The sequence below is a fragment of the Yersinia entomophaga genome, assembly GCF_001656035.1.
Classification (GTDB): domain Bacteria; phylum Pseudomonadota; class Gammaproteobacteria; order Enterobacterales; family Enterobacteriaceae; genus Yersinia; species Yersinia entomophaga.
This window is the reverse complement of the sequence record NZ_CP010029.1, coordinates 3,830,205-3,850,430: the sequence shown is the minus strand read 5'-3', so window position 1 is coordinate 3,850,430 and position 20,226 is coordinate 3,830,205. Positions and strand designations below refer to the sequence as shown.

Here is a 20,226-nt window from a genome sequence, read left to right as displayed (position 1 = left end):
GCTTCATCAATCGCTTTAATTAAGAAAAAATCAGAAATCGTAATTAACACCAACCATATAACGACGACCGTCCAGCACTTTGTCGCTAACCGTGGTATCAACGCGCTTATCCAATACGTTGTATACACCGCCCATTAAACGGAGTTCTTTAGTGAGCTTATAGTTAGCACCTAGGTCTACAAAGGTATAAGACGGCGTGCGGCCTTTCAGGTTGGTACGATCCAGATATTCAGAGGTTTTACTACGGTAATTAGCCCGAATCCAGGTCGCTAGGTCTTCGCTCGTTTTCCAGTCCAGCGTAGCGTTTACCATATGTTTAGGCATTTGGTTTAACGGTTGACCAGAGAATTTGCCGCTTTTTTGCTTAGATTGAGTAAATGTATAGCTAGAACCTAAAGTCCAATCCTTGCTGATATCCCAATTGAATGTCGCCTCAACGCCGCGCATGGTCGCTTCATCAACGTTAAGACGCTCATTGATATACTGGAAGTTTTCACCATTGACCCTACACTGGCCAGAAGCCGCACCACTCGGTTCGCCACTTGCATCAACATCAGTACACTGTCTACTTTCCGTTATTTTATCGCGGAAATGGGTATTAAAGACGGTAATACCGGCATTGAGATCATCCTGGTTATCCCAAAGGACGCCAATCTCTTCACTCACGCTTTTTTCCGGTTTTAGGCTGGAGTTCCCCATGATTATTGCCGGAGCACCATTACCACCGCCCGTTAATTGTCCCCAATTATCCGTTGCCTGACGCAAATCAGGTGAGCGATAACCAGCAGAAACGCCGCCTTTCAGCGTCCATTCCTCAGCCAGATGCCATACACCATACAAGCGCGGCGTCCAGTGAGTCCCGTAGTTCTGATCCTGATCCATACGAATACCGCCGGTCAGAGCGAAATCGTTGGTCATTTGCCATTCGTCTTCGACAAACAGCGCCCAACTCCAGCGGCTTAATTTCTTGAGATCTTTAGCCGTGCTGAGCTGATTATTGTCATCATACAATTCTTCAAAGCGATATTGGCCGCCCAGAATTAATGTGTGATTATCTAGCAGGAAAGACGTTTGGGTATTAAAGACATTATCGACGCTTTTCATTTTCCGCGATGGATTACGCGTTTCATCACGTTGAACATAGCTGGTTGAATTACCGAAATCATAATAACCATTATGTGTAATAGAATAGTTATTTCGGTCATACTGAACGTCGTTATTTTTATCTGTTTTCTTGACAGAATAACCCGGCGTCACATTTCTATCTTGAACATAATGACCCAATTCAAAATCAAATTCGTTTTTATCATCCGGTGTTAAACTAAATGTCGCAGCACCATTACGCATTCTCTGTTCATTATAACCGTCAATGATTTTATCTTCGCTGCGATGTGAAAGCAGACCGCTGACTTTTAATCCTAATAAACCGTCGATTAACGGGCCGGAGGCATAGGCGTTAGTCTGGAACATATCGCCGGATTTAGAATCTTCCTGCAAGGTGGCATCCGCACGCAGGGAACCGGACCACTCTTTGCCAACTTTACGGGTAATAATGTTGATAACCCCGCCCATGGCATCGGAGCCATACAGGGAAGACATCGGCCCGCGCACCACTTCAATGCGCTCAATGGCAGATAACGGTGGTAACCAGCCCTGCTCAATACCGGAGCCATCGCTGTTCGGGCGCGTACTGCGAGTATCCACCCGTTTACCGTTCACCAGAATCAGAGTATATTTCGCCGCCATACCACGAATGCTGATATCAGTTTTACTGCCGCCGCCGGTGACAACTACGCCAGGAACGTCTTTCAACGCATCGGTCACATCACGATAGGCTTTATTCTCAATCTGTTGACGCGTGACTACAGAGATAGACGCGGCCGAATCCTGAATACGCTGCTGGAAACCGGTTGCGGTAACAACCAGAGTATCTGTCGATGCGGTATTTTTATTATCTGCCTGCGATTGGGCAGATAATATCGCAGCAGTAATCAATACCGCTGTTTTCGTTTTGCTAAAGACTGCCATTACCATTCTCCATGAGGTATTGAAATGTATAAATATTATTTTTATATATTTAGAGTCATTGCTCATTGAAACAGAAATACTGCTTCCGGAATTTCCACTTGAATTTTATTTTTATAATAACTTCGGGGCACGGCTTAATATCACCGCCTTATTTATGTGAAATAATTTAATAAGGCGGTGAGAATATATAATTAAATTGTCGGTTCGGTGACTAATCCATCAATTAATACTTGAGGTGTGCCTTGGGAACAGCGTTCAATTCGCCCTTTAACGCCATACACCTTCGCCAGACTAGCTGGAGTAATCACGTCTTCCGGTACGCCATCGGCAATCAGATTACCGTTTTGCAACATCAAAACGTGGTCACCGTGACGCAAAGCGATATTGATATCGTGCACCACCACAACGGTAATAATGTTGCGCTTTTGGGTTTCCTGCCGCACCAGGTCCATAACGTGGAATTGGTAGTTAAGATCCAAGGCGCTCAGCGGTTCATCCAGCAATAACAGCGATGGCTGGCGGATCAACGACTGAGCCAAACCCACTAACTGCTTCTGACCGCCGGAAAGTTGATCCAGATAACTTAAAGCCAGATGGGAAATACCCAGTTGCTCCAGCAACGCCATGACTTCCGCTTCGCTGCTGGCATGACTACGGCCACCGGACGCCCGCTGCGCGACAATAATCGATTCCAATACGTGCAAATGCACGCCGGCCGGTAACGACTGCGGCAAATACACCACTTGTTCGGCTCGTTGCGCAAAAGGCATTTGCATCAAATCTTTACCATCCAGCCATAGCTGCCCTTCCGCTCGGTTCAAACCGGCTAAAGAACGCAATAACGTGGACTTCCCGCTGCCGTTTGGCCCCAGCAACACGGTGATCTTGCCACGCGGCAGCAAAGGTACGCTCAGATTCTGAATAACCGGACGTTTTGGATAGCCGGCATTAAAATGCTCAATACGTAAACCTGAATTCATACATTCCCCCGATGGCGCAAAATAATACTCAGGAAGAACGGCACGCCCACCAGCGATGTAACGATGCCGACGGGAATAATAACGCCCGGAATCAGGTTTTTCGATGCGACGGAAGCCATAGACAATACCAATGCGCCAATCAGGGCGCTGGCTGGCAGATAAAAGCGGTGATCTTCACCGAAAATCATACGGGCAATGTGCGGTGCAACCAGACCGATAAAGCCTATCGGGCCGACGAATGCCACCGCCAGAGCCGATAACATACTGATGCGCAACAAAGTGCCTAAACGCAGGCGACGCACATCAATACCAAAGCTAATGGCGCGATCTTCGCCCAAACGCAGCGCGGTCAGTTTCCATGAACTCATCATGGAAAGAGGCAACATCAGAGCAAAAATGCCGAGCATAATGCCCAGTTTGGTCCAAGAGGCTCGCGCCAGGCTGCCCATGGTCCAGAATACCAGCCCTTGCAGCGTATCTTCGCTGGCGATGAACTGCATCATGGAAACCAATGCGTTAAAGGTGAATACCAGCGCGATACCAAATAACACCACGCCGGAGGTCGCCACCCGCGTCCAACGCGTAATGCCGTCCAGCATCAACGCCGCGAACAACGCAAAGATAAAGGCGTTAACCGAGATAAACCACTGATCCGGAACCCCCGGAATGCCAATGCCGGAGACTATCGCCAGCGCAGCGCCGAAAGCCGCCGCTGAGGAAACCCCAAGAGTAAAGGGACTCGCCAGCGGGTTATTCAGGATGGTTTGCATTTCAGCACCGGCCAAACCGAGGGAAAGCCCGATCACTACCGCCATCAATGCATAAGGCAAACGAATATCCCACACGATAACTCGGGTGCCCGCATCGGCGCTGGCAGGGTCAACCAGCGTCTGCCACAGGGAGGAGAGTGATAACCCGGAAGGTCCCATGGTGAAATCCAACAGCAGGCAGCCGAGGATTGCCAAAGCCAATACCGCCAAAATTAACAATCGATGGCGCACTATGTTTTGATAGCGCCCCATGACGCCGGTATCAGTCTGACTTTTCACTTTTGGTAAGGGTTCCGCAGTTACACTCATTGTTTCAGTTACCTGTTACAGACTATTTCTTTGAATCAACCCAATATGTCCCGGTTGGCTCAATAGCCAGGAACTGAGAATACAGGCTGTCCATGGTTTTATTTGGATCGAGGTCGGCAAATTGTTCCGGATAGAACCATTTAGCAAAACTCTGAATCGCTAAAACGTTATAAGGAGAGTTGTAGAAATTGTGCCAGATACCGTAGCTTCGCCCCTCTTTTACCGCACTTAGGGTATTGATGCCTTTACGATCCAGAATCTTTTGCAGACTTGCCTGAGCCTGTTCTTGGGTTACTTGCGCCCCCAAAGATATGCCCGGTGCGTTATTGTCCGGCGCTTTACCACCACTAGCAATATAGATATCAGGATTAGCCGAAAGCACTTTCTCCAGATTTACCGTACCCAGTGCTCCCGGCAGCAGGTTTTTAGCGATGTTATTACCGCCGGCCTGATCGATAAAGTCACCCATGTTACCTTTACCGGCAGTGCCGCAGCACTCTTCCATCGCGCCAGCACGCAGCTCGATGAACACGCTTGGTTTTTTCTCGGCGGGAACGGTGTTGGTAATGTCAGTCACTTTACGGACATTATCTTCATAGAATTTGATGTAATCATTGGCTTGCTGTTCGCGGTGCAACACTTTCCCCAATACACGCATACTTGGCAGGGTATTTTTCAGCGGAGAAGTGCGGAAATCAACGAACACCACCGGCACACCGGCTTTCTCTAACTGGTTGACCAATTCGCTGTTTTTACCCGGTCCGTGACCAGATAAACCAAAAATAGCGATATCGGGATTCAGCGTCAGGACTTTTTCCGGGCTGATACTGTCGGCAGTGGTATTGCCTATCAACGGAATATTATCAACCTGCGGGAATTTGGCTTTATAAACGGCGTAGGTTTGGGTATCCAGTTTACGGAAGTCACCCTGCCAGCCGACAATTCGGTCGAAGGGCTTTTTGCCTTCCAGCAGAGAGACTGCGTAGAATAAGCGTCCTTCACCTAATAAAATGCGATCGACTTTGGCCGGAATTTCTACCGAACGCCCTGCCATATCAGTAATATTTTCAGCCCAGGCGCTAAAACCCGCCATTAATGTGCTGCCCATCAAAAGACTGATACTTACACCTTTAGCCATTTTCCGTGATACAGATTTCACGCAGATATCCTTGGTCGTCTTTATAAGATGGCGCTAACAATAAAACAAACGATAATACTTATCAATAAGATTGCTAAAGGTTATTGAATGTAATCTTTTGTAAATACCTATTTTATAAAAATAAATTAACCTACCCGTTTCATTTCCGTCAGCTTAAATAAACAGATCCGACCAATCTTCACGAAAATTTTTGCCCAAGATTTCATAAAAACAATAAGGTGAGAATTATTCCCATTAAAAAAGGGCGATTAAATAATCGCCCTTCTATCACATTAATTTATATTGCCGAACGCTTTCAGCGAAGCAAACAATAAACCTTAATGTTCATCTTTCCATTTCGGGAATTCCATTTCATCGTATTTTACTACTTTGGTTCCACGAGTCAGCTTGTAGCCAAACCAGATAACCAGGAACAGTGGAATGCCGATATAGGTTGCGGTCACGCCGTACCAGTCGATGCGATCTTGCAGGAACGCCTGATAGTTCTGGCCCAGAGTGATAATCAGGCACAGCACGAAGGCGAAAATTGGCCCCAGCGGGAAAAACCCGGACTGGTATGGCAAATCGTTAAGATCACGGCCCTGCTTCATATAACCGCGACGGAAACGGTAATGACTGATAGCAATCCCCAACCAAGCGATAAAGCCGGTCATACCTGAAGTATTCAGTAACCACAGATAAACCGTTTGGTTACCGAACATTGAGCTCAGGAAGCACAAACCAGCGACCACCGTGGTGGCATACAGCGCGTTACGCGGCACACCGCCTTTGGACAGTTTGGCGAAGATACGCGGCGCTTTACCTTCCGAGGCCAACGTGAACAGCATACGGGTCGAAGCGTACATACCCGAGTTACCCGCAGACAATACCGCCGTCAGAATGACCGCATTCATCACCGCCGCAGCGGATAGCAGGCCGGCGTTCTGGAATACCAGAGTGAACGGACTGACGCTGATGTCTTTGACATCGTTGCGCAACAGGTTCGGATCGGTATAAGGAATAATGAGGCTGATAATCAGAATTGCCAGAATATAGAACAGCAGAATACGCCAGAACACTTTGCGAATGGCTCTCGGGATATTTTTACCCGGATCTTTCGATTCACCGGCAGCAATACCGATCAATTCGGTGCCCTGGAAAGAGAAACCGACAATCATCGCCACGCCAATCATCGCAGAGAAGCCACCGGCAAACGGTGCATCGCCAATCGTCCAGTTGTGCCAACCCGCACTTTCACCACCTTTCATGATGCCCACAATCATCAGTACGCCGATGATGATGAACACGATAACCGTAGTGACTTTAATCAGTGAGAACCAATATTCCGCTTCGCCAAAACCTTTAACGGAAATGTAATTCAGCAGGAACATCAGCCCCAGGAACAGTGCGCTCCAGATCCATCCGGGAGTTTCCGGGAACCAATAGTTCATGACTAACTGCGCCGCAACCAGATCCACGGCGATAGTGACCGCCCAGTTATACCAATAGTTCCAGCCCAGCGCGAAGCCGAAACCTTCTTCTACATATTTGGAACCGTAGGTGGAAAATGAGCCTGAAACCGGCATAAAGGCAGCTAATTCGCCCAGGCTGGTCATCAGGAAATACACCATCAAGCCGATCAGTGCGTACGAGAGCAATGCTCCGCCTGGCCCTGCCTGCGAAACCGTAGCGCCCGAGGCGACAAACAGGCCGGTACCAATAGAGCCACCGATAGCGATCATGGCTAAATGCCGCGATTTCAGCTCGCGGCGTAATCTCTGCGCGCCATGCTGCACGGGGATTTTATTATCTGTCTGAGCCATTCTTACCTAATCTGCCCTGAAAAAAACGAGGCGGAATTGTAACAAATCCCGCCAGCGTGGGTAGTCTGAATGCGCTGATATAAGATACCTTCATGATCGCCATCAGATTATTAGTGAAATCCTAATGAAAAAGGCGGTTTTGTCTAAAATATCAACACAATCACGGGGGAACCTCTGGAATATCCATAACCCGAAATCGGGATTACTCTGTCTCAGTACAGTAACTCAGGAAACGTTGCAGCGCGTTGGACAGATGCTTTTGCCGATGATGAACCAGATATAGCGTCCGCACCAACGGCGGTAGCGGCAGTGATATCTCCACCAAACTGCCGTTCGCGAGCTGCTCGGCGATGACTCGTCGGGAAAGACAGCTAATGCCCATGCCATAGCGCACCGCATGCTTTATCGCTTCCGAATTGCCCAATTCCATCAGTAAAGTGAAGTGTGGCAAATGGGTCAGCAGCAAGTGATCCAACACCTCACGCGTTCCCGAACCTCGCTCACGCAAAATCCATACGGCGTCAGCCAGTTCATCCAACGTAATCGGCTTATGGCACAATGGATTATCTGGAGAAGCAAACACCACCAGCTCGTCACTGAGCCAGGTTTGGGTGACCAATTCAGGCATATGGCACGGCCCTTCGATCAGTCCAAGATCGCTACGGAAATCAGCCACGGCGGTAATGACATCCAGGCTGTTGCCAATATTCAGTTCTAACGGAGTTGCAGGAAAATCATGACGATAGCGCGCCAACATAGCGGGCAGCATATAATTGCCAATGGTGCTACTGGCAGCGATGCGGAGTGACCCAACATCCTGTCGGAAGAGTTCTTCTATCTCACTGGTCTGCTCTAATAAGGCTACAGCCTTAGGATAGAGCAGGCGCCCATGCTCGTTTATCACCAGGCGTTTCCCCACCCGGTCGAACAATTGCACGCCTAATTGACCTTCTAAATCAGCTAACGCAGCGCTAACAGCAGATTGTGACAATGCCAAAACCACCGAAGCCTGGGTCGTAGAACCACTTTTCAATACCTCAGTAAATACTTCAAGCTGACGCAAGGTGATATGCATAACAGTCTCTGTAATTGAAATTGGCAGCCCTGCCCTCAATACGCTGGCTTTGAACGCCGCGTTTTAACACAACCCTATAATTTACAATGTTATAAAGATGCGTGGCTACGAGTTAGTGCCGTATTACCGCTGATAATTATCGTATTAAGGGTAACACCTTTATAGAAAAGCGCCGGGTATTGCCGAATAAAATACTGATAAATGCTAATGCAGTGGTTATTCATCATCACCAGATCGAAAAAAAACCAGATGAATTAAGTTGATAACCAAAATTATCAGACCATTCAGCAACAGCCAGGCTAGCAGCAGATAACAGTAGATTTGGTGCAGCGGCAACCCACGTTCGGTGTTAAACGGATTGAAATGCGGCAGGTTGCCAATTGAAAAAGGATTCAGATTATAGAGTCCGAAAAAATAGGCGATAAGCGCAGGAGGCATCAAAAGATATAACACTGCCGTGAACAACATAATTGCCAGCAGCGATTTTTCATATTTTTTAGTATTTTTCATTCAAACGTTAAACCTCTAATTACAATGCTCAGTATACCAGCGAATTTATTTTCACGCATAAACAGTAAGGCGATAGTAGGTCGTAACCATTTTTTTGATTATATATTCGGAAAAAGTATGAACCGACAAACATTCGACCAAAGGCATGGGGACTCACGCCCGAGCCGCAGTTGACACTCTATCAATAGGATAATTAATCAACGAAAGCGCTCAAACTGGGGTAGGCCACTTCGGCTTATCTATTTTCCGGTTGAAAAACGCGCGCCTTACCACTTATACAAATAAGTTATAACCATATAATCAATTTATCTAATCTTCTGACATCCTGTACTATCTCGGCGTGTTTACAGGATGTAGGAGATAACGATGGCAACTCACCAGATTCAGACTCTACAACGGCCGCAGCCCGCGGCACTGATGCGTTTTGTTCCCGGATTGGTACTAACCGGAGCACTGACCGCCGCCGCGATTCACGTGGGCGATATGCCGTGGTTTATCAATCTGGGATTAGGGGCGCTCACGTTAGCCATATTGTTCGGTATTTTAGTGGGCAATACCCTGTATCCCTGGCTACAACCTTCTTGTTCACCGGGCGTGCTGTTGGCAAAACAACAACTTTTACGTCTGGGTATCATTTTGTATGGCTTTCGTCTGACCTTCCAGCAAGTCGCTGACGTAGGTGCAACCGGCATGCTTATCGATCTGATGACGTTAAGCTCCACCTTCCTGCTGGCTTGCTGGCTGGGTCGTAAAGTTTTCGGGCTGGATCAGCAAACCGTGATGCTGATTGGTGCCGGTAGCAGTATTTGCGGCGCTGCGGCGGTGATGGCAACCGAACCGGTGCTAAAAGCCGATGCCAGTAAAGTGGCGGTGGCGGTCGCAACCGTGGTGATCTTCGGTACTTTGTGCATTTTCATTTATCCGTGGTTTTATCAGCTAAATCTGCACTACCAATGGCTACCGATCGGTCAGGAAACCTTTGGGATTTTTGCCGGTTCAACTATTCATGAAGTGGCTCAGGTCGTCGCGGCTGGCCATGCTATCGGCTCGGATGCGGAAAATGCCGCAGTCATCACCAAAATGATTCGCGTTATGATGCTGGCTCCTTTCCTGCTCGTGCTGTCAGCCTATCTCAGCCGCAGTCGCCAGCCAGAATCCGGTTCGCAGAATCAAAAAAGTGCCATTACCATTCCGTGGTTTGCGGTGATTTTCATCGCCATGGCCGGTTTCAATTCGCTGCATTTACTGCCAGAAACCGTCGTTAGCCATTTGATTACGCTGGACACTATTTTGCTGGCAATGGCCATGGCCGCGCTAGGGTTGACCACGCATATCGGCTCGATTCGTCAGGCTGGAATGAAGCCTTTATTACTGGCGCTCATGCTGTTTGTCTGGCTGATTATCGGCGGCGGTGGCATTAATCTGTTGGTTCAACATTGGCTTGGCTGATTTCCCCATTGAAGTCACATCCTACCCTCTGCCGGTCTTCGGCAGAGGGTTTTTTATTCCTTTATCCGCAATCTGCCTTCAGCCATTCAATCAAGTCGTTATCAATGTCATAATGAGCGAGTGATTAAAGGAGAATTGAATGAAATTTGTCGGTGCACATGTCAGCGCTGCGGGCGGCGTAGATCAAGCCGTCATTCGGGCGAACGAAATCGGGGCTACCGCATTTGCCCTGTTTACTAAAAATCAGCGCCAATGGCGTGCAGCTCCGCTTCCTGAAGATGTGATTGAAAAATTCAAACGAGCCTGTGAGAAATTTAACTACAGTCCCGCCCATATTTTGCCTCACGACAGTTACCTGATTAACCTTGGCCACCCGGTCACGGAAGCGCTGGAGAAATCTCGCGAAGCCTTCATCGACGAGCTGACGCGCTGTCAGCAACTGGGGCTGACCTTGCTGAACTTTCACCCCGGTAGCCATTTAATGCAAATCGATGAAGACCGCTGTCTGGCGCGCATTGCCGAATCGATCAATATCGCGCTGGATGCAACTCAGGGCGTGGCTGCCGTCATCGAGAACACCGCTGGTCAGGGCAGTAATCTCGGGTTCAAATTTGAACATCTGGCCGCCATTATCGACGGTGTAGAAGATAAAAGCCGCGTCGGCGTATGTATTGATACCTGCCACGCCTTTGCCGCTGGCTATGATTTGCGTACAGAAGAAGACTGTCAGAATACTTTTGCCGCGCTGGGTGAGATCGTCGGTTTCGAATATTTACGTGGAATGCATTTGAATGATGCCAAAAGCGAATTTAACAGTCGGGTCGACCGCCACCACAGTCTGGGCGAAGGTAACATCGGGAAAACCGTCTTCAGCTACATTATGCGCGATCCGCGTTTTGACAATATTCCGCTGATTCTGGAAACCGTTAACCCGGATATCTGGCCGGAAGAAATCGCCTGGCTGAAATCACAGGAAGAAATCTAGTCATCACCATTATCTAAAGTATGCCTGCGGGTTTAACCCCGACGGGCATTTTGCTGTAGTGGCAAGCTCCACTGAGTAGATACAGCTCGGCAGCGCCTTTTTCGCCGTTGAGAGCCGCTCCCCCAATACTGCTGGCTGGCATTCTTACCCCATTGCAGCTGCCCGCTATCCGATAATCCACTCAAATAGACTTTCTCTCCCCTTTTATGCGTCTTTATTACTTCAGCCTGGGTAATGACTTCAGCCTAGGTAGTTTTGCGCAATACATCGCGAATATGTTTGATGGTACCCGGAAAAAATACCGGCGAAACCACGCGATCCAGCCGGCAAGTACTGAGCAGATCATCGCGGGAAATCACGTCATCGGCGCGGTGATACAGGTGTTCCGGTAATAACACCTTATTTATTGATAAGACGTATTATTCATCATTAATGGTCAGCAAATTCTAACGCTTGTTTAACACAATAGAGCCATTCATCCCGCCCTCCTTATTAAACAAAACGTAGTAAGGTGACGAAATAAGTGATGAGGTATAACGAATTGGGCTGCGATTCTTCTGATCAAACGTCAAAAACACTGAACAAAGTCAGATTTATTATTCGACTAACAATACATACGGCGAGTTAATAAATGGGCCAGTAACAAATTAACCGTCTGAAATATAAAACTCTATATTTCCAATAAAAAAATACCAGTCAGGGTTAACTGACTGGTATCGATAATTTATTTTAATGCTATTTAAGTGTTGCTAATAATGCATTAAGCCACTTTCACCAATGCAGCATCAGGGCGTTTCAGCATCGCGTACAAGCCACCGGCCAAAACAGTACCGGCGATGATCGCCACCAGATACAGCAGTACCGGATGAATCGCCCCAGGGATCAGCAGCACGAACAGACCACCGTGAGGTGCCATCAGTTGTGCGCCGAATGCCATAGAAAGTGCACCGGTCAGCGCGCCACCAGCGATACAGCACGGCAACACACGCATTGGGTCGCGAGCGGCGAAGGGAATCGCACCTTCAGAGATAAAGCACAGACCCAGTACCAGCGCCGCTTTGCCCCCTTCCTGCTGGCCTTTGTCGAACTTATGACGTGCCAGCAGAGTTGCCAGACCCATTGCCAGTGGTGGCACCATTCCCGCTGCCATGATGGCAGCCATTGGTGCATAAACTGACGAGCTCAGCAGTGCTACACCAAAGGCGTAAGCGGCTTTGTTCACCGGCCCCCCCATATCGGTACACATCATGGCACCCAGAATGGCTCCCAGCAGCACCGCATTGGCCGTCCCCATGGATTGCAGCCAGGCAGTCAGGCCACTCATGATTTTTGCCACCGGCGTACCGACCACATAAATCATCACTAAACCAACTATCAGGCTGGCCACCAGTGGGATAATCAGTATCGGCTTAAGCGCCTCCATACTTTGCGGTAAACGCAGTTTGGTACTGATGGCTTTAGCCACATAACCGGCGAGGAAACCGGCGATAATCCCACCGAGGAAACCGGCGCCAGTGCTGACGGCCAGCATCCCGCCTATCAGACCCGGCGTTAAACCTGGGCGGTCAGCGATGGAGAAGGCAATAAAACCGGCCAATACCGGCACCATCAGGGCAAAGGCAGAGCCACCACCGATTTGCATCAGGGCCGCAGCCAACGTCCCTTTTTCTTCAAAGGCTTTAATACCGAATACGAAGGACAGCGCGATACACAAACCACCGGCAACCACCATCGGCAGCATGTAAGAAACACCGGTCAACAGGTGGCGATAAGCACCACCGCCCTCAGATTTTTTCACGCCGGTATTGGCGCTACCGGCAGATTTCGGCTGATACACTTCAGCCTCAACCAAAGCTTTATCCAATTCCTGCACGGTTTTCTTCAACGCCAGACCGGTAGAAGTGCGATACATCGGTTTACCGGCAAATTTATCCAGATCCACTTCAATATCGGCTGCCACAATCACTAAATCAGCCGCCGCCACTTCCTCCGGCGTAATCGCATTGCCAGCGCCTACGGAGCCACGGGTTTCGACCTTCACCCACCAGCCGCGTTTTTTAGCTTCACTTTCAATAGCTTCAGCAGCCATAAAGGTGTGCGCCACGCCGGTTGGACAGGCAGTAACCGCCACAATACGTTTTGGCCCTTTGGCTGATGCTGCCGCAGGAGCTTCAACGCTAGCCTGATAAGGTTGCGCTTTTGCAATGGCATCTGCCAGAAAAGCATCCGGATCGCGAACCGCTTTAGCCAGGTCGCCGAGATACACTTTTTTGCCGTTTAATGCGCCGTCGGCCGGTATTGCCGAACCGGTAACAATCACCAGCTCCGCGTCTTCCGCTTTATCAACCCATGTAAGACCGGCTTTGCTGGCCGCGGCGCCCAGCATTAACGTCGCCAGATGGCCGCTGGCCTGTCCATGCGCGCTGTCTAGTATCAGTAGCGTTTTCATTTCGCCTCCGAATATCAATTAAAAGGTTTCAGATCCACACGAGCCATCATTGCGGCCAACTGCGGACGATCGGTAACGCCAACGTTGCTCTGGCTGACGGCCAAAGCAGCAACTGCCGTTGCCAATCGCAGCGTATGTTCACTGGATTCGCGCATCAGCAGGCCATAGATCAAACCGCCCACCATAGAGTCACCGGCACCCACGGTGCTAACCACTTCACAGGCAGGCGGCTTGGCCAACCAGGCTCCGGAAGCATTCACCCACAGCGCCCCTTCCGCACCCAGAGAAATCACCACGTGAGCAATTCCCTGATCGCGCAAGGCATGTGCGGCCTCGACGACGTCAGATAAAGCGGGCAACGGACGACCGGCCCAGATTTCCAACTCGCGGCGGTTAGGTTTCACCAACCACGGCGACGCTTTCAAACCGGCAACCAGCGCTTCGCGGCTGCTATCAAAAATAATGCACGGACACTGGCTGCGCAGGCGCGACATCCAATCGGTAAAATCATCGGGATTAACGCCTGCTGGCAGGCTACCGCTTACGGCAACCATATCGAACTGACCCAGCCAGCTCAGGGAATCCACCACAAAACGATCCCAATCCTGCTTGCTAACGTCGAAACCGGAGAAGTTGAAATCTGTCACTTCGCCGTCTTTTTCGGTCAGTTTTACATTAATACGGGTACGCCCCGGCACTACCTGAAAACGGTTAGCGATACCTAAATTGCTGAATAAATGCTGGAATCCATCCTGATTGTCTTTACCGAGGAAACCGCCCACGGTAACGTCGATACCTAAATCTTTCAGTACCTTGGCAACGTTAATGCCTTTACCGGCGGCGTGCAGACCGGCAGTTTTTACCAGATTCACTTCGCCACGTTCAATTTCTGGGCAAAAACCGACCAGGTCGTAGGCTGGATTTAGGGTGATAGTCGCGACTCTTCTGCTCATGCTGCGCCCTCCCCAAGACCGGCTGAGATCGCGGTGCCAATGGCATCCAGCGCAGCCTGCGCATCTTCACCGCTGGCGGTAAAGCGCAGACGATTCCCTTTTTTCACACCCAATGCCACAACTTTCATCAGACTACGTCCATTTGCCGGTTTACCTGTGCCGTCCAGATTGGTAACGGTAATTTCACTGGTAAACTGTTTGATTGTATTCACTAACATTGTCCCTGGGCGCGCATGCAGCCCATGTTCGTTGCGGATGACAAACTCCGCGCTTAACACCTGACTCTGTTCTACATATTCGCTGGTCAGCAATGCCAGCACGGTGGCGGCATCGGCGTTCAGCAAGGCGTCAGCTTTTTTCGCCAACAGTAAATCACTTAAATAATTCAGCATGTTCAGCGGCTGTTGGTCGGCTACGGACAGCGTCAGCAACAGCGCCACTTTTTCACCGTTATGCTCAAAAGGCACCGCCGGACGGCTGAGGGTTGCCGCACTGACCAGATTGCCTTCGCTGCTGTCGCTCAGCCAGATCCCCTGCCCCAGATTCAGCGGCGAACGAGTAATCACATCGCTAACGAAGCTGGCATCAACCGCACCAATTTGCTGTAAACGACCGGCGTTCAGCGCCTGAAGGGTAATCAGGTTATCTGCCGCTATGTCCAGGGCGATTAATGAAGTATCGAAATGGAATTCAGCCGCTTTTTTCTCACCCATCAACAGGCTGCACAATTCCTCTGGTGAGGTCGTTTTTGCCAACTGAGCCGCTACCGTATCGTCACTCAGTACGTGAGTCAGCTGGCGTAGCAGCGCCAGATGCTCATCGGAACGCGCCGCGATACCTATGACGATATAAGCGGTTTGATCTTCGCCCCAAGCGATACCCTGCGGAAACTGAAATACCTGCACGCCTGTGTTGCGCACCAGATCGCGGGTATCGGTGGTGCCGTGAGGAATGGCGATACCGTTACCCAAGTAAGTAGAAGTTTGCAGCTCGCGCTGTAGCATCCCATCAACATAGGCGGCATCGACACAACCGGCGTCGGTCAGCGCTGCGGCTACCTGCTTGATGGCTTCGTTTTTATCGGCCGCGTTGGCAGCCAAATGGATATCCTTCAGTGACAACTGGAACATAAGTCTCCTCTCTTACTGAAATTGAATCGTTTCAGCTTTTATGAGAAAAAGGAGCGTTACCCTTTATCACCCAGTGAAGCAGATAACGCTGAAACGTTTCAATAGTGTGTTTCTACATTTGGGTTTATGCAAGTTTTCTTCGAATTGTCATAGCAGATTTTTGATGTCACGCACATTTTACCTCTGGAGACGCTTTCACTGGTAGGGTTTAAGGCAGAAATGGCATACTTTGCTGACGATTTGCTGATGGAGAAAAAATATGGCTGTGGTTGTGGGCGTTGGCGTCATCATAGTTAACCCTCAAGGTTCGGTATTACTGGGAAAACGCTGCGGTAAGCATGCACCCTACTGGTCGATTCCCGGCGGGCATGTAGAGGCTGGTGAATCCTTTGAACAGTGCGCGCAGCGGGAAGTGGCTGAAGAAACCGGTCTGCTGATTCAGCAGCCACAGGTTATTGCTCTGACCAATAATATCGCCACCTGGCAGGCCGAAGGCAAACATACGGTTTCGGTATGTTTACTGGCCGAGTATCCCGGCGGCGAGGTGGAAAATAAAGAGCCGGAGAAATGTAGCCAATGGATTTGGTGCCCCCCCAATGAACTGCCCGAACCACACTTTGAGGCAAGTAAAAATGCCATTCATCTCTGGTTAACTCGCCGTTTTTATACCTCTTCCAACTAAAAAATAGCGCTATATAAAAAGTTATATAACCAAGCATTTCAAGTATTTATTGTCTATGCTTGGTAAAAAATTGTGCGTTTCCTGTATTTATACTCAGCAAATTTGATCTAATCTTGCAAATACCTCTATCTGGTTAGTTTTCAGCAAAAAATCCATTTACAATAGACGCACTATTTTTATGGGCAACGGATTTTGTCTTGCCCAACGTTCGCCAATCTAGCGTTACCAAAACAATTAGACACATAACATGGGTGTAATATGAGCAAAAAACAGACTGAACTCGGTAAACGACGTCGGTGGGGATGGCTATGGCTATTACTGATCGGCATCATTCTTGGCGCTGCACTTCTGGCTGGTACTGCCACCGTTTTCCATAAAACCAGTGATACTACCTTCTGCGTTTCCTGCCATACCATGCAGCAGCCTTTGGCCGAGTATCAGGGCAGCGTCCACTTCCAGAACCCGAAAGGCATCCGCGCCGAATGTGCTGATTGCCACGTTCCCCATGAGCCACTGGATTACCTGTGGACTAAAATCCGGGCGGTGAAAGATATCTACGGCGAAATGGTCGGGACCATCAGCACGCCAGAGAAGTACGAAGCCCATAAGCTGGCGATGGCGCAATCGGTGTGGAAAACCCTCAAAGAGAACGACTCCGCCACCTGCCGCTCCTGCCATAATTATGACGCCATGGACATCACCGCGCAAAGTGCTGAAGCCCGCGTTCAGCATCCGGTCGCCATCAAAAACGGGGAAACCTGTATTGATTGCCACAAAGGCGTGGCCCACATCCTGCCGGATATGAGCGAGCTGACTCAAGCTGGGGCTGCCGAGCTAGCCACCGCCGCAGCACAAACACCGGCTGACGCAACCACGTTATACACCATTGCCACCGAACCTTTCTTTATGCAGGCGGGTGACAGCCATAACGCCGGTAATCTGATGCCATCTACCGAAGTTAAGGTCGTGAAACAGCAAGGCGATCAGGTGCTAGTCGACGTGGAAGGCTGGCAGCAAGATGGCGTAGCGGAAGTCTTCTACGCTGCTCAGGGTAAACGCATCCTCAGCGTATTACTGGGCGAAGAAGCGCAGAAAGCGCTGAAAACCACGTCCTCACAAACCGATGCTGAAACCGGTCTGATCTGGCATCAGGTGGCGCTACAAGTCTGGTTACCGAAGAAACAGCTGGTTGACGATCAACAAAAAATCTGGCGCTACGCCGCCGATATGATGTCTTCCAACTGCACCGGTTGCCACGGTTTGACTGCACTGGATCGTTTCAATGCTAACCAGTGGATTGGCGTGATTAAAGGCATGGCACCGCGTACTTCCCTGACTCAGGAACAGCTACGCGTACTGACACAATACGTACAAAAACATGCCAGTGATATGCCGGCCAAGTCGTAAACGAGAGGCGAAAATGAGCAAATACGAACAAAAACCGTTACAAATGAGCCGCCGCCGTTTCCTGATGGGCACCAGCGCGTTAGCGGCGTTACCTTTAGTGGCCGGCCTGTGGCCTAAATCTGCGCTGGCAGAGGCTATTAGCCAGGCGTTGCCTCAATTTTTGGCATTGCGCCAGGCACAGAAAGGCATTCTGACCGGCGCTCACTGGGGTGCGTTTGAAGCTATTGTCGAAAATGGCCGTATGGTCGCCGTTCAGCCGGTAAAAGACGATCCCTACCCTAACGATCTGATCACCATGGCACCTTATCAGGTGCACGCGGAAAACCGCATCAAATATCCTATGGTGCGTAAAAGCTGGCTGGAAGGCGGGCCGGGTAGCCGTACTGAGCTACGTGGCCGCGATGAGTGGGTTCGTGTCAGTTGGGATAAAGCGATTGAACTGGTGTGTGGCGAAATTACCCGCGTACAGAAAGATCACGGCCCGCAGGCACTGTACGCCGGTTCTTACGGCTGGAAAAGCGTGGGAATGCTGCACAACAGCCGCACCCTGTTACAACGCCTGATGAACCTGACCGGCGGTTTCCTCGGCTATGCCGGTGACTATTCTACCGGCGCCGCGCAAGTGATTATGTCCCACGTCGTCGGCTCTATGGAGGTTTACGAGCAGCAAACCGCCTGGCCAAACGTGGTAGAAAACAGCGAGCTAGTGATCCTGTGGGGTTGTAACCCGATGATCACGCTAAAAAATAGCTGGAACATTCCGGATCACGTGGGCCAGACCGGTTTTGAAGCGCTGAAGAAAAAAGGCACCAAAGTTATCAGCATCGATCCGGTGTATAACGACAGCGCCAAATTCACTAACGCTCAATGGATCGCTCCGCGCCCTTATACCGATAGCGCGATGCTGATCGGTATCGCCCATACCTTATTGACTGAAAAATTGTATGACCCGGACTTCGTTAAGACCTACACCGTCGGCTTTGATAAATTCCAGTCCTACCTGTTAGGTGAAAATGACGGTCAACCGAAAAATGCCGAATGGGCCGCTGATATCAGTGGCGTAGATGCTGAAGTTCTGCGTCAGCTAGCGCGGGATATGGCCAAACAGCGCACCATGATCATGGGCGGCTGGGGCATTCAGCGTCAGCATCACGGAGAACAACAGCACTGGTTGCTGGTGACCGTGGCGGCAATGCTCGGCCAAATCGGCCTGCCGGGCGGCGGGTTCGGTTTCAGCTATCACTACTCTTCCGGCGGTAGCCCAACGGCCAAAGGCGGCATTTTACCGGGGATTTCCGCCGGTAATGCGCCGAAGAACTCACCGGCTCCAATTCCGGTGGCGCGTATTGCGGAATGTCTGGCTAATCCAGGTAAAACCATTGATTTTAATGGCACCAAGGTAACTTATCCCGATGTGAAAATGGTCTACGTGGCTGGCGGTAACACCTTCCACCAGCATCAGGATACCAATAAGCTGATCAAAGCCTGGCAGCATCCGGAAACCATCGTGGTGAACGAACCTTACTGGACCGCAACCGCCAAGTACGCCGACATCGTGCTACCTGCCACCACCAGCTACGAACGTAACGATCTGGAAATGGGCGGCGATTACTCGCAACTGTATGTTTTCCCGATGCATCAATGCGTACCGCCGCAGCATGAATCTCGTAACGATTTTGATATCTTCGCTGCCATGGCCGCCAGACTGGGCGTTCTCGATGCCTTTACCGACGGCAAAGACGAAACCCAGTGGCTCAAATCCATGTACGACGATATGAAATCTCAGGCCAGAACGGCGCGAGTCGCTCTGCCGCCGTTTGATATGTTCTGGCAGTCGAATAACTACGTTCGCTTCCCGATTCCAGAGGCCAATAAACAATGGATTCGTTTTGCCGATTATCGGGAAAATCCACTGTTAAACCCGCTGGGGACGCCATCCGGCAAGATCGAGATTTATTCAGATACCATTGCCAAAATGGGTTATGCCGATTGTCGGGGAATTCCTACCTGGATGCCGCCATACGAGTGGTATCGCGGGCCGGAAGCGAAAAAATACCCGTTGTCGCTCAATACCGCTCATCCGATCAACCGGTTGCACTCCCAGTTGGATAACACCCCGCTGCGGAAAAAATATGCGGTAGCCGATCGTGAAGCTATTCTGATCAACCCGCAGGATGCTAGCGCACGCGGTATTACCAACGGCGATCTGGTTCGTGCCTTTAACGATCGCGGTCAGATCCTGGTGGGCGCAGTGGTGACCGAAGACGTTCGTCCGGGCGTGATTCGCGTCAGTGAGGGAGCGTGGTTCGATCCGGCAGAACCGGCGGAACCGGGCTCTATCTGTAAAAACGGCAATATCAACTGCCTGACTTTCGATATCGGCTCATCCAGTCTGGCTCAGGGTAACTGTGGCCAGATGGCGCAGTTGGAAATTGAGAAATATACCGGTCAGGTGCTAAAAAATACCGCACATGCGGTGCCAGAAGGCGCTTAATGGTGACAACATGAAGCCAGAGGATGTACCTCTGGCTCCGCAGA

16 protein-coding genes and 1 pseudogene are annotated in these 20,226 nt (G+C 50.1%); 5 read left to right on the top strand and 12 right to left on the bottom strand.

Features of this window, described 5'->3' with window-relative positions; genetic code table 11:
* Window positions 1-30 precede the first annotated feature (30 nt).
* The 7 genes from PL78_RS17240 to PL78_RS17210 all read right to left on the bottom strand — a co-directional run bounded on the left by PL78_RS17240 (window position 31) and on the right by PL78_RS17210 (window position 8,633).
* Window positions 31-2,034 (bottom strand): ligand-gated channel protein, encoded by a 2,004-nt coding sequence (locus PL78_RS17240; protein WP_064517477.1) that lies wholly within the window; start codon window positions 2,032-2,034, stop codon window positions 31-33.
* A 185-nt stretch (window positions 2,035-2,219) separates the two neighbouring features.
* Window positions 2,220-3,008, bottom strand: coding sequence for an ABC transporter ATP-binding protein (locus tag PL78_RS17235; RefSeq protein WP_064517475.1), 789 nt, complete (start codon window positions 3,006-3,008; stop codon window positions 2,220-2,222).
* On the bottom strand, window positions 3,005-4,087 hold the full coding sequence (locus PL78_RS17230) for a FecCD family ABC transporter permease (protein WP_064517472.1): 1,083 nt from the start codon (window positions 4,085-4,087) through the stop codon (window positions 3,005-3,007). Before PL78_RS17230 ends, PL78_RS17235 begins: the two co-directional genes overlap by 4 nt.
* 22 nt (window positions 4,088-4,109) lie before the next feature.
* Entirely contained in the window at window positions 4,110-5,225 is a 1,116-nt protein-coding gene (locus PL78_RS17225; RefSeq protein ID WP_371112910.1) for an ABC transporter substrate-binding protein, read from the bottom strand.
* A 338-nt stretch (window positions 5,226-5,563) separates the two neighbouring features.
* Window positions 5,564-7,048, bottom strand: coding sequence for an amino acid permease (locus PL78_RS17220; RefSeq protein ID WP_064517466.1), 1,485 nt, complete (start codon window positions 7,046-7,048; stop codon window positions 5,564-5,566).
* Window positions 7,049-7,250: 202 nt separating this feature from the next.
* Entirely contained in the window at window positions 7,251-8,123 is an 873-nt protein-coding gene (gene yieE, locus PL78_RS17215; RefSeq protein ID WP_064517463.1) for a DNA-binding transcriptional regulator YeiE, read from the bottom strand.
* 216 nt (window positions 8,124-8,339) lie between these two features.
* Window positions 8,340-8,633, bottom strand: coding sequence for a hypothetical protein (locus PL78_RS17210; RefSeq protein ID WP_064517460.1), 294 nt, complete (start codon window positions 8,631-8,633; stop codon window positions 8,340-8,342).
* A 366-nt stretch (window positions 8,634-8,999) separates the two neighbouring features.
* Between PL78_RS17210 and PL78_RS17205 the strand changes: the two genes are divergently transcribed.
* Together PL78_RS17205 and nfo are read left to right on the top strand one after the other, a co-directional pair.
* On the top strand, window positions 9,000-10,082 hold the full coding sequence (locus PL78_RS17205; protein ID WP_064517457.1) for a YeiH family protein: 1,083 nt from the start codon (window positions 9,000-9,002) through the stop codon (window positions 10,080-10,082).
* A 139-nt stretch (window positions 10,083-10,221) separates the two neighbouring features.
* The gene (nfo, locus tag PL78_RS17200) at window positions 10,222-11,067 is read left to right on the top strand and encodes a deoxyribonuclease IV (protein WP_064517454.1); all 846 of its coding nucleotides are present in this window, start codon (window positions 10,222-10,224) and stop codon (window positions 11,065-11,067) included.
* Between the two features lie 13 nt (window positions 11,068-11,080).
* Here the strand turns inward: nfo and PL78_RS20910 are convergent, their stop codons facing one another.
* From PL78_RS20910 to fruB, 5 genes and pseudogenes are all read right to left on the bottom strand, one after another.
* Entirely contained in the window at window positions 11,081-11,209 is a 129-nt protein-coding gene (locus tag PL78_RS20910; RefSeq protein ID WP_256966685.1) for a hypothetical protein, read from the bottom strand.
* A gap of 106 nt (window positions 11,210-11,315) precedes the next feature.
* Window positions 11,316-11,486: pseudogene (locus tag PL78_RS21125) on the bottom strand (winged helix-turn-helix domain-containing protein); the annotation flags it as partial.
* A 341-nt stretch (window positions 11,487-11,827) separates the two neighbouring features.
* The gene (gene fruA / locus PL78_RS17195) at window positions 11,828-13,516 is read right to left on the bottom strand and encodes a PTS fructose transporter subunit IIBC (RefSeq protein ID WP_064517451.1); all 1,689 of its coding nucleotides are present in this window, start codon (window positions 13,514-13,516) and stop codon (window positions 11,828-11,830) included.
* 14 nt (window positions 13,517-13,530) lie between these two features.
* A complete protein-coding gene (gene fruK, locus PL78_RS17190; protein WP_064517448.1) occupies window positions 13,531-14,469 on the bottom strand; it encodes a 1-phosphofructokinase in 939 nt (312 codons plus the stop codon).
* A complete protein-coding gene (gene fruB / locus PL78_RS17185; protein ID WP_064517445.1) occupies window positions 14,466-15,599 on the bottom strand; it encodes a fused PTS fructose transporter subunit IIA/HPr protein in 1,134 nt (377 codons plus the stop codon). Before fruB ends, fruK begins: the two co-directional genes overlap by 4 nt.
* A 259-nt stretch (window positions 15,600-15,858) precedes the next feature.
* Here fruB and PL78_RS17180 point away from each other — a divergent pair, with 259 nt between their 5' ends.
* The 3 genes from PL78_RS17180 to torA all read left to right on the top strand — a co-directional run bounded on the left by PL78_RS17180 (window position 15,859) and on the right by torA (window position 20,182).
* Window positions 15,859-16,281 (top strand): nucleotide triphosphate diphosphatase NUDT15, encoded by a 423-nt coding sequence (locus PL78_RS17180; RefSeq protein ID WP_064517442.1) that lies wholly within the window; start codon window positions 15,859-15,861, stop codon window positions 16,279-16,281.
* 258 nt (window positions 16,282-16,539) lie between these two features.
* Window positions 16,540-17,688: a NapC/NirT family cytochrome c gene (locus PL78_RS17175; protein WP_064517439.1), complete on the top strand. Its 1,149-nt coding sequence runs from the start codon at window positions 16,540-16,542 to the stop codon at window positions 17,686-17,688.
* A 13-nt stretch (window positions 17,689-17,701) separates the two neighbouring features.
* Window positions 17,702-20,182, top strand: coding sequence for a trimethylamine-N-oxide reductase TorA (gene torA / locus PL78_RS17170; RefSeq protein ID WP_064517436.1), 2,481 nt, complete (start codon window positions 17,702-17,704; stop codon window positions 20,180-20,182).
* Window positions 20,183-20,226 lie beyond the last annotated feature (44 nt).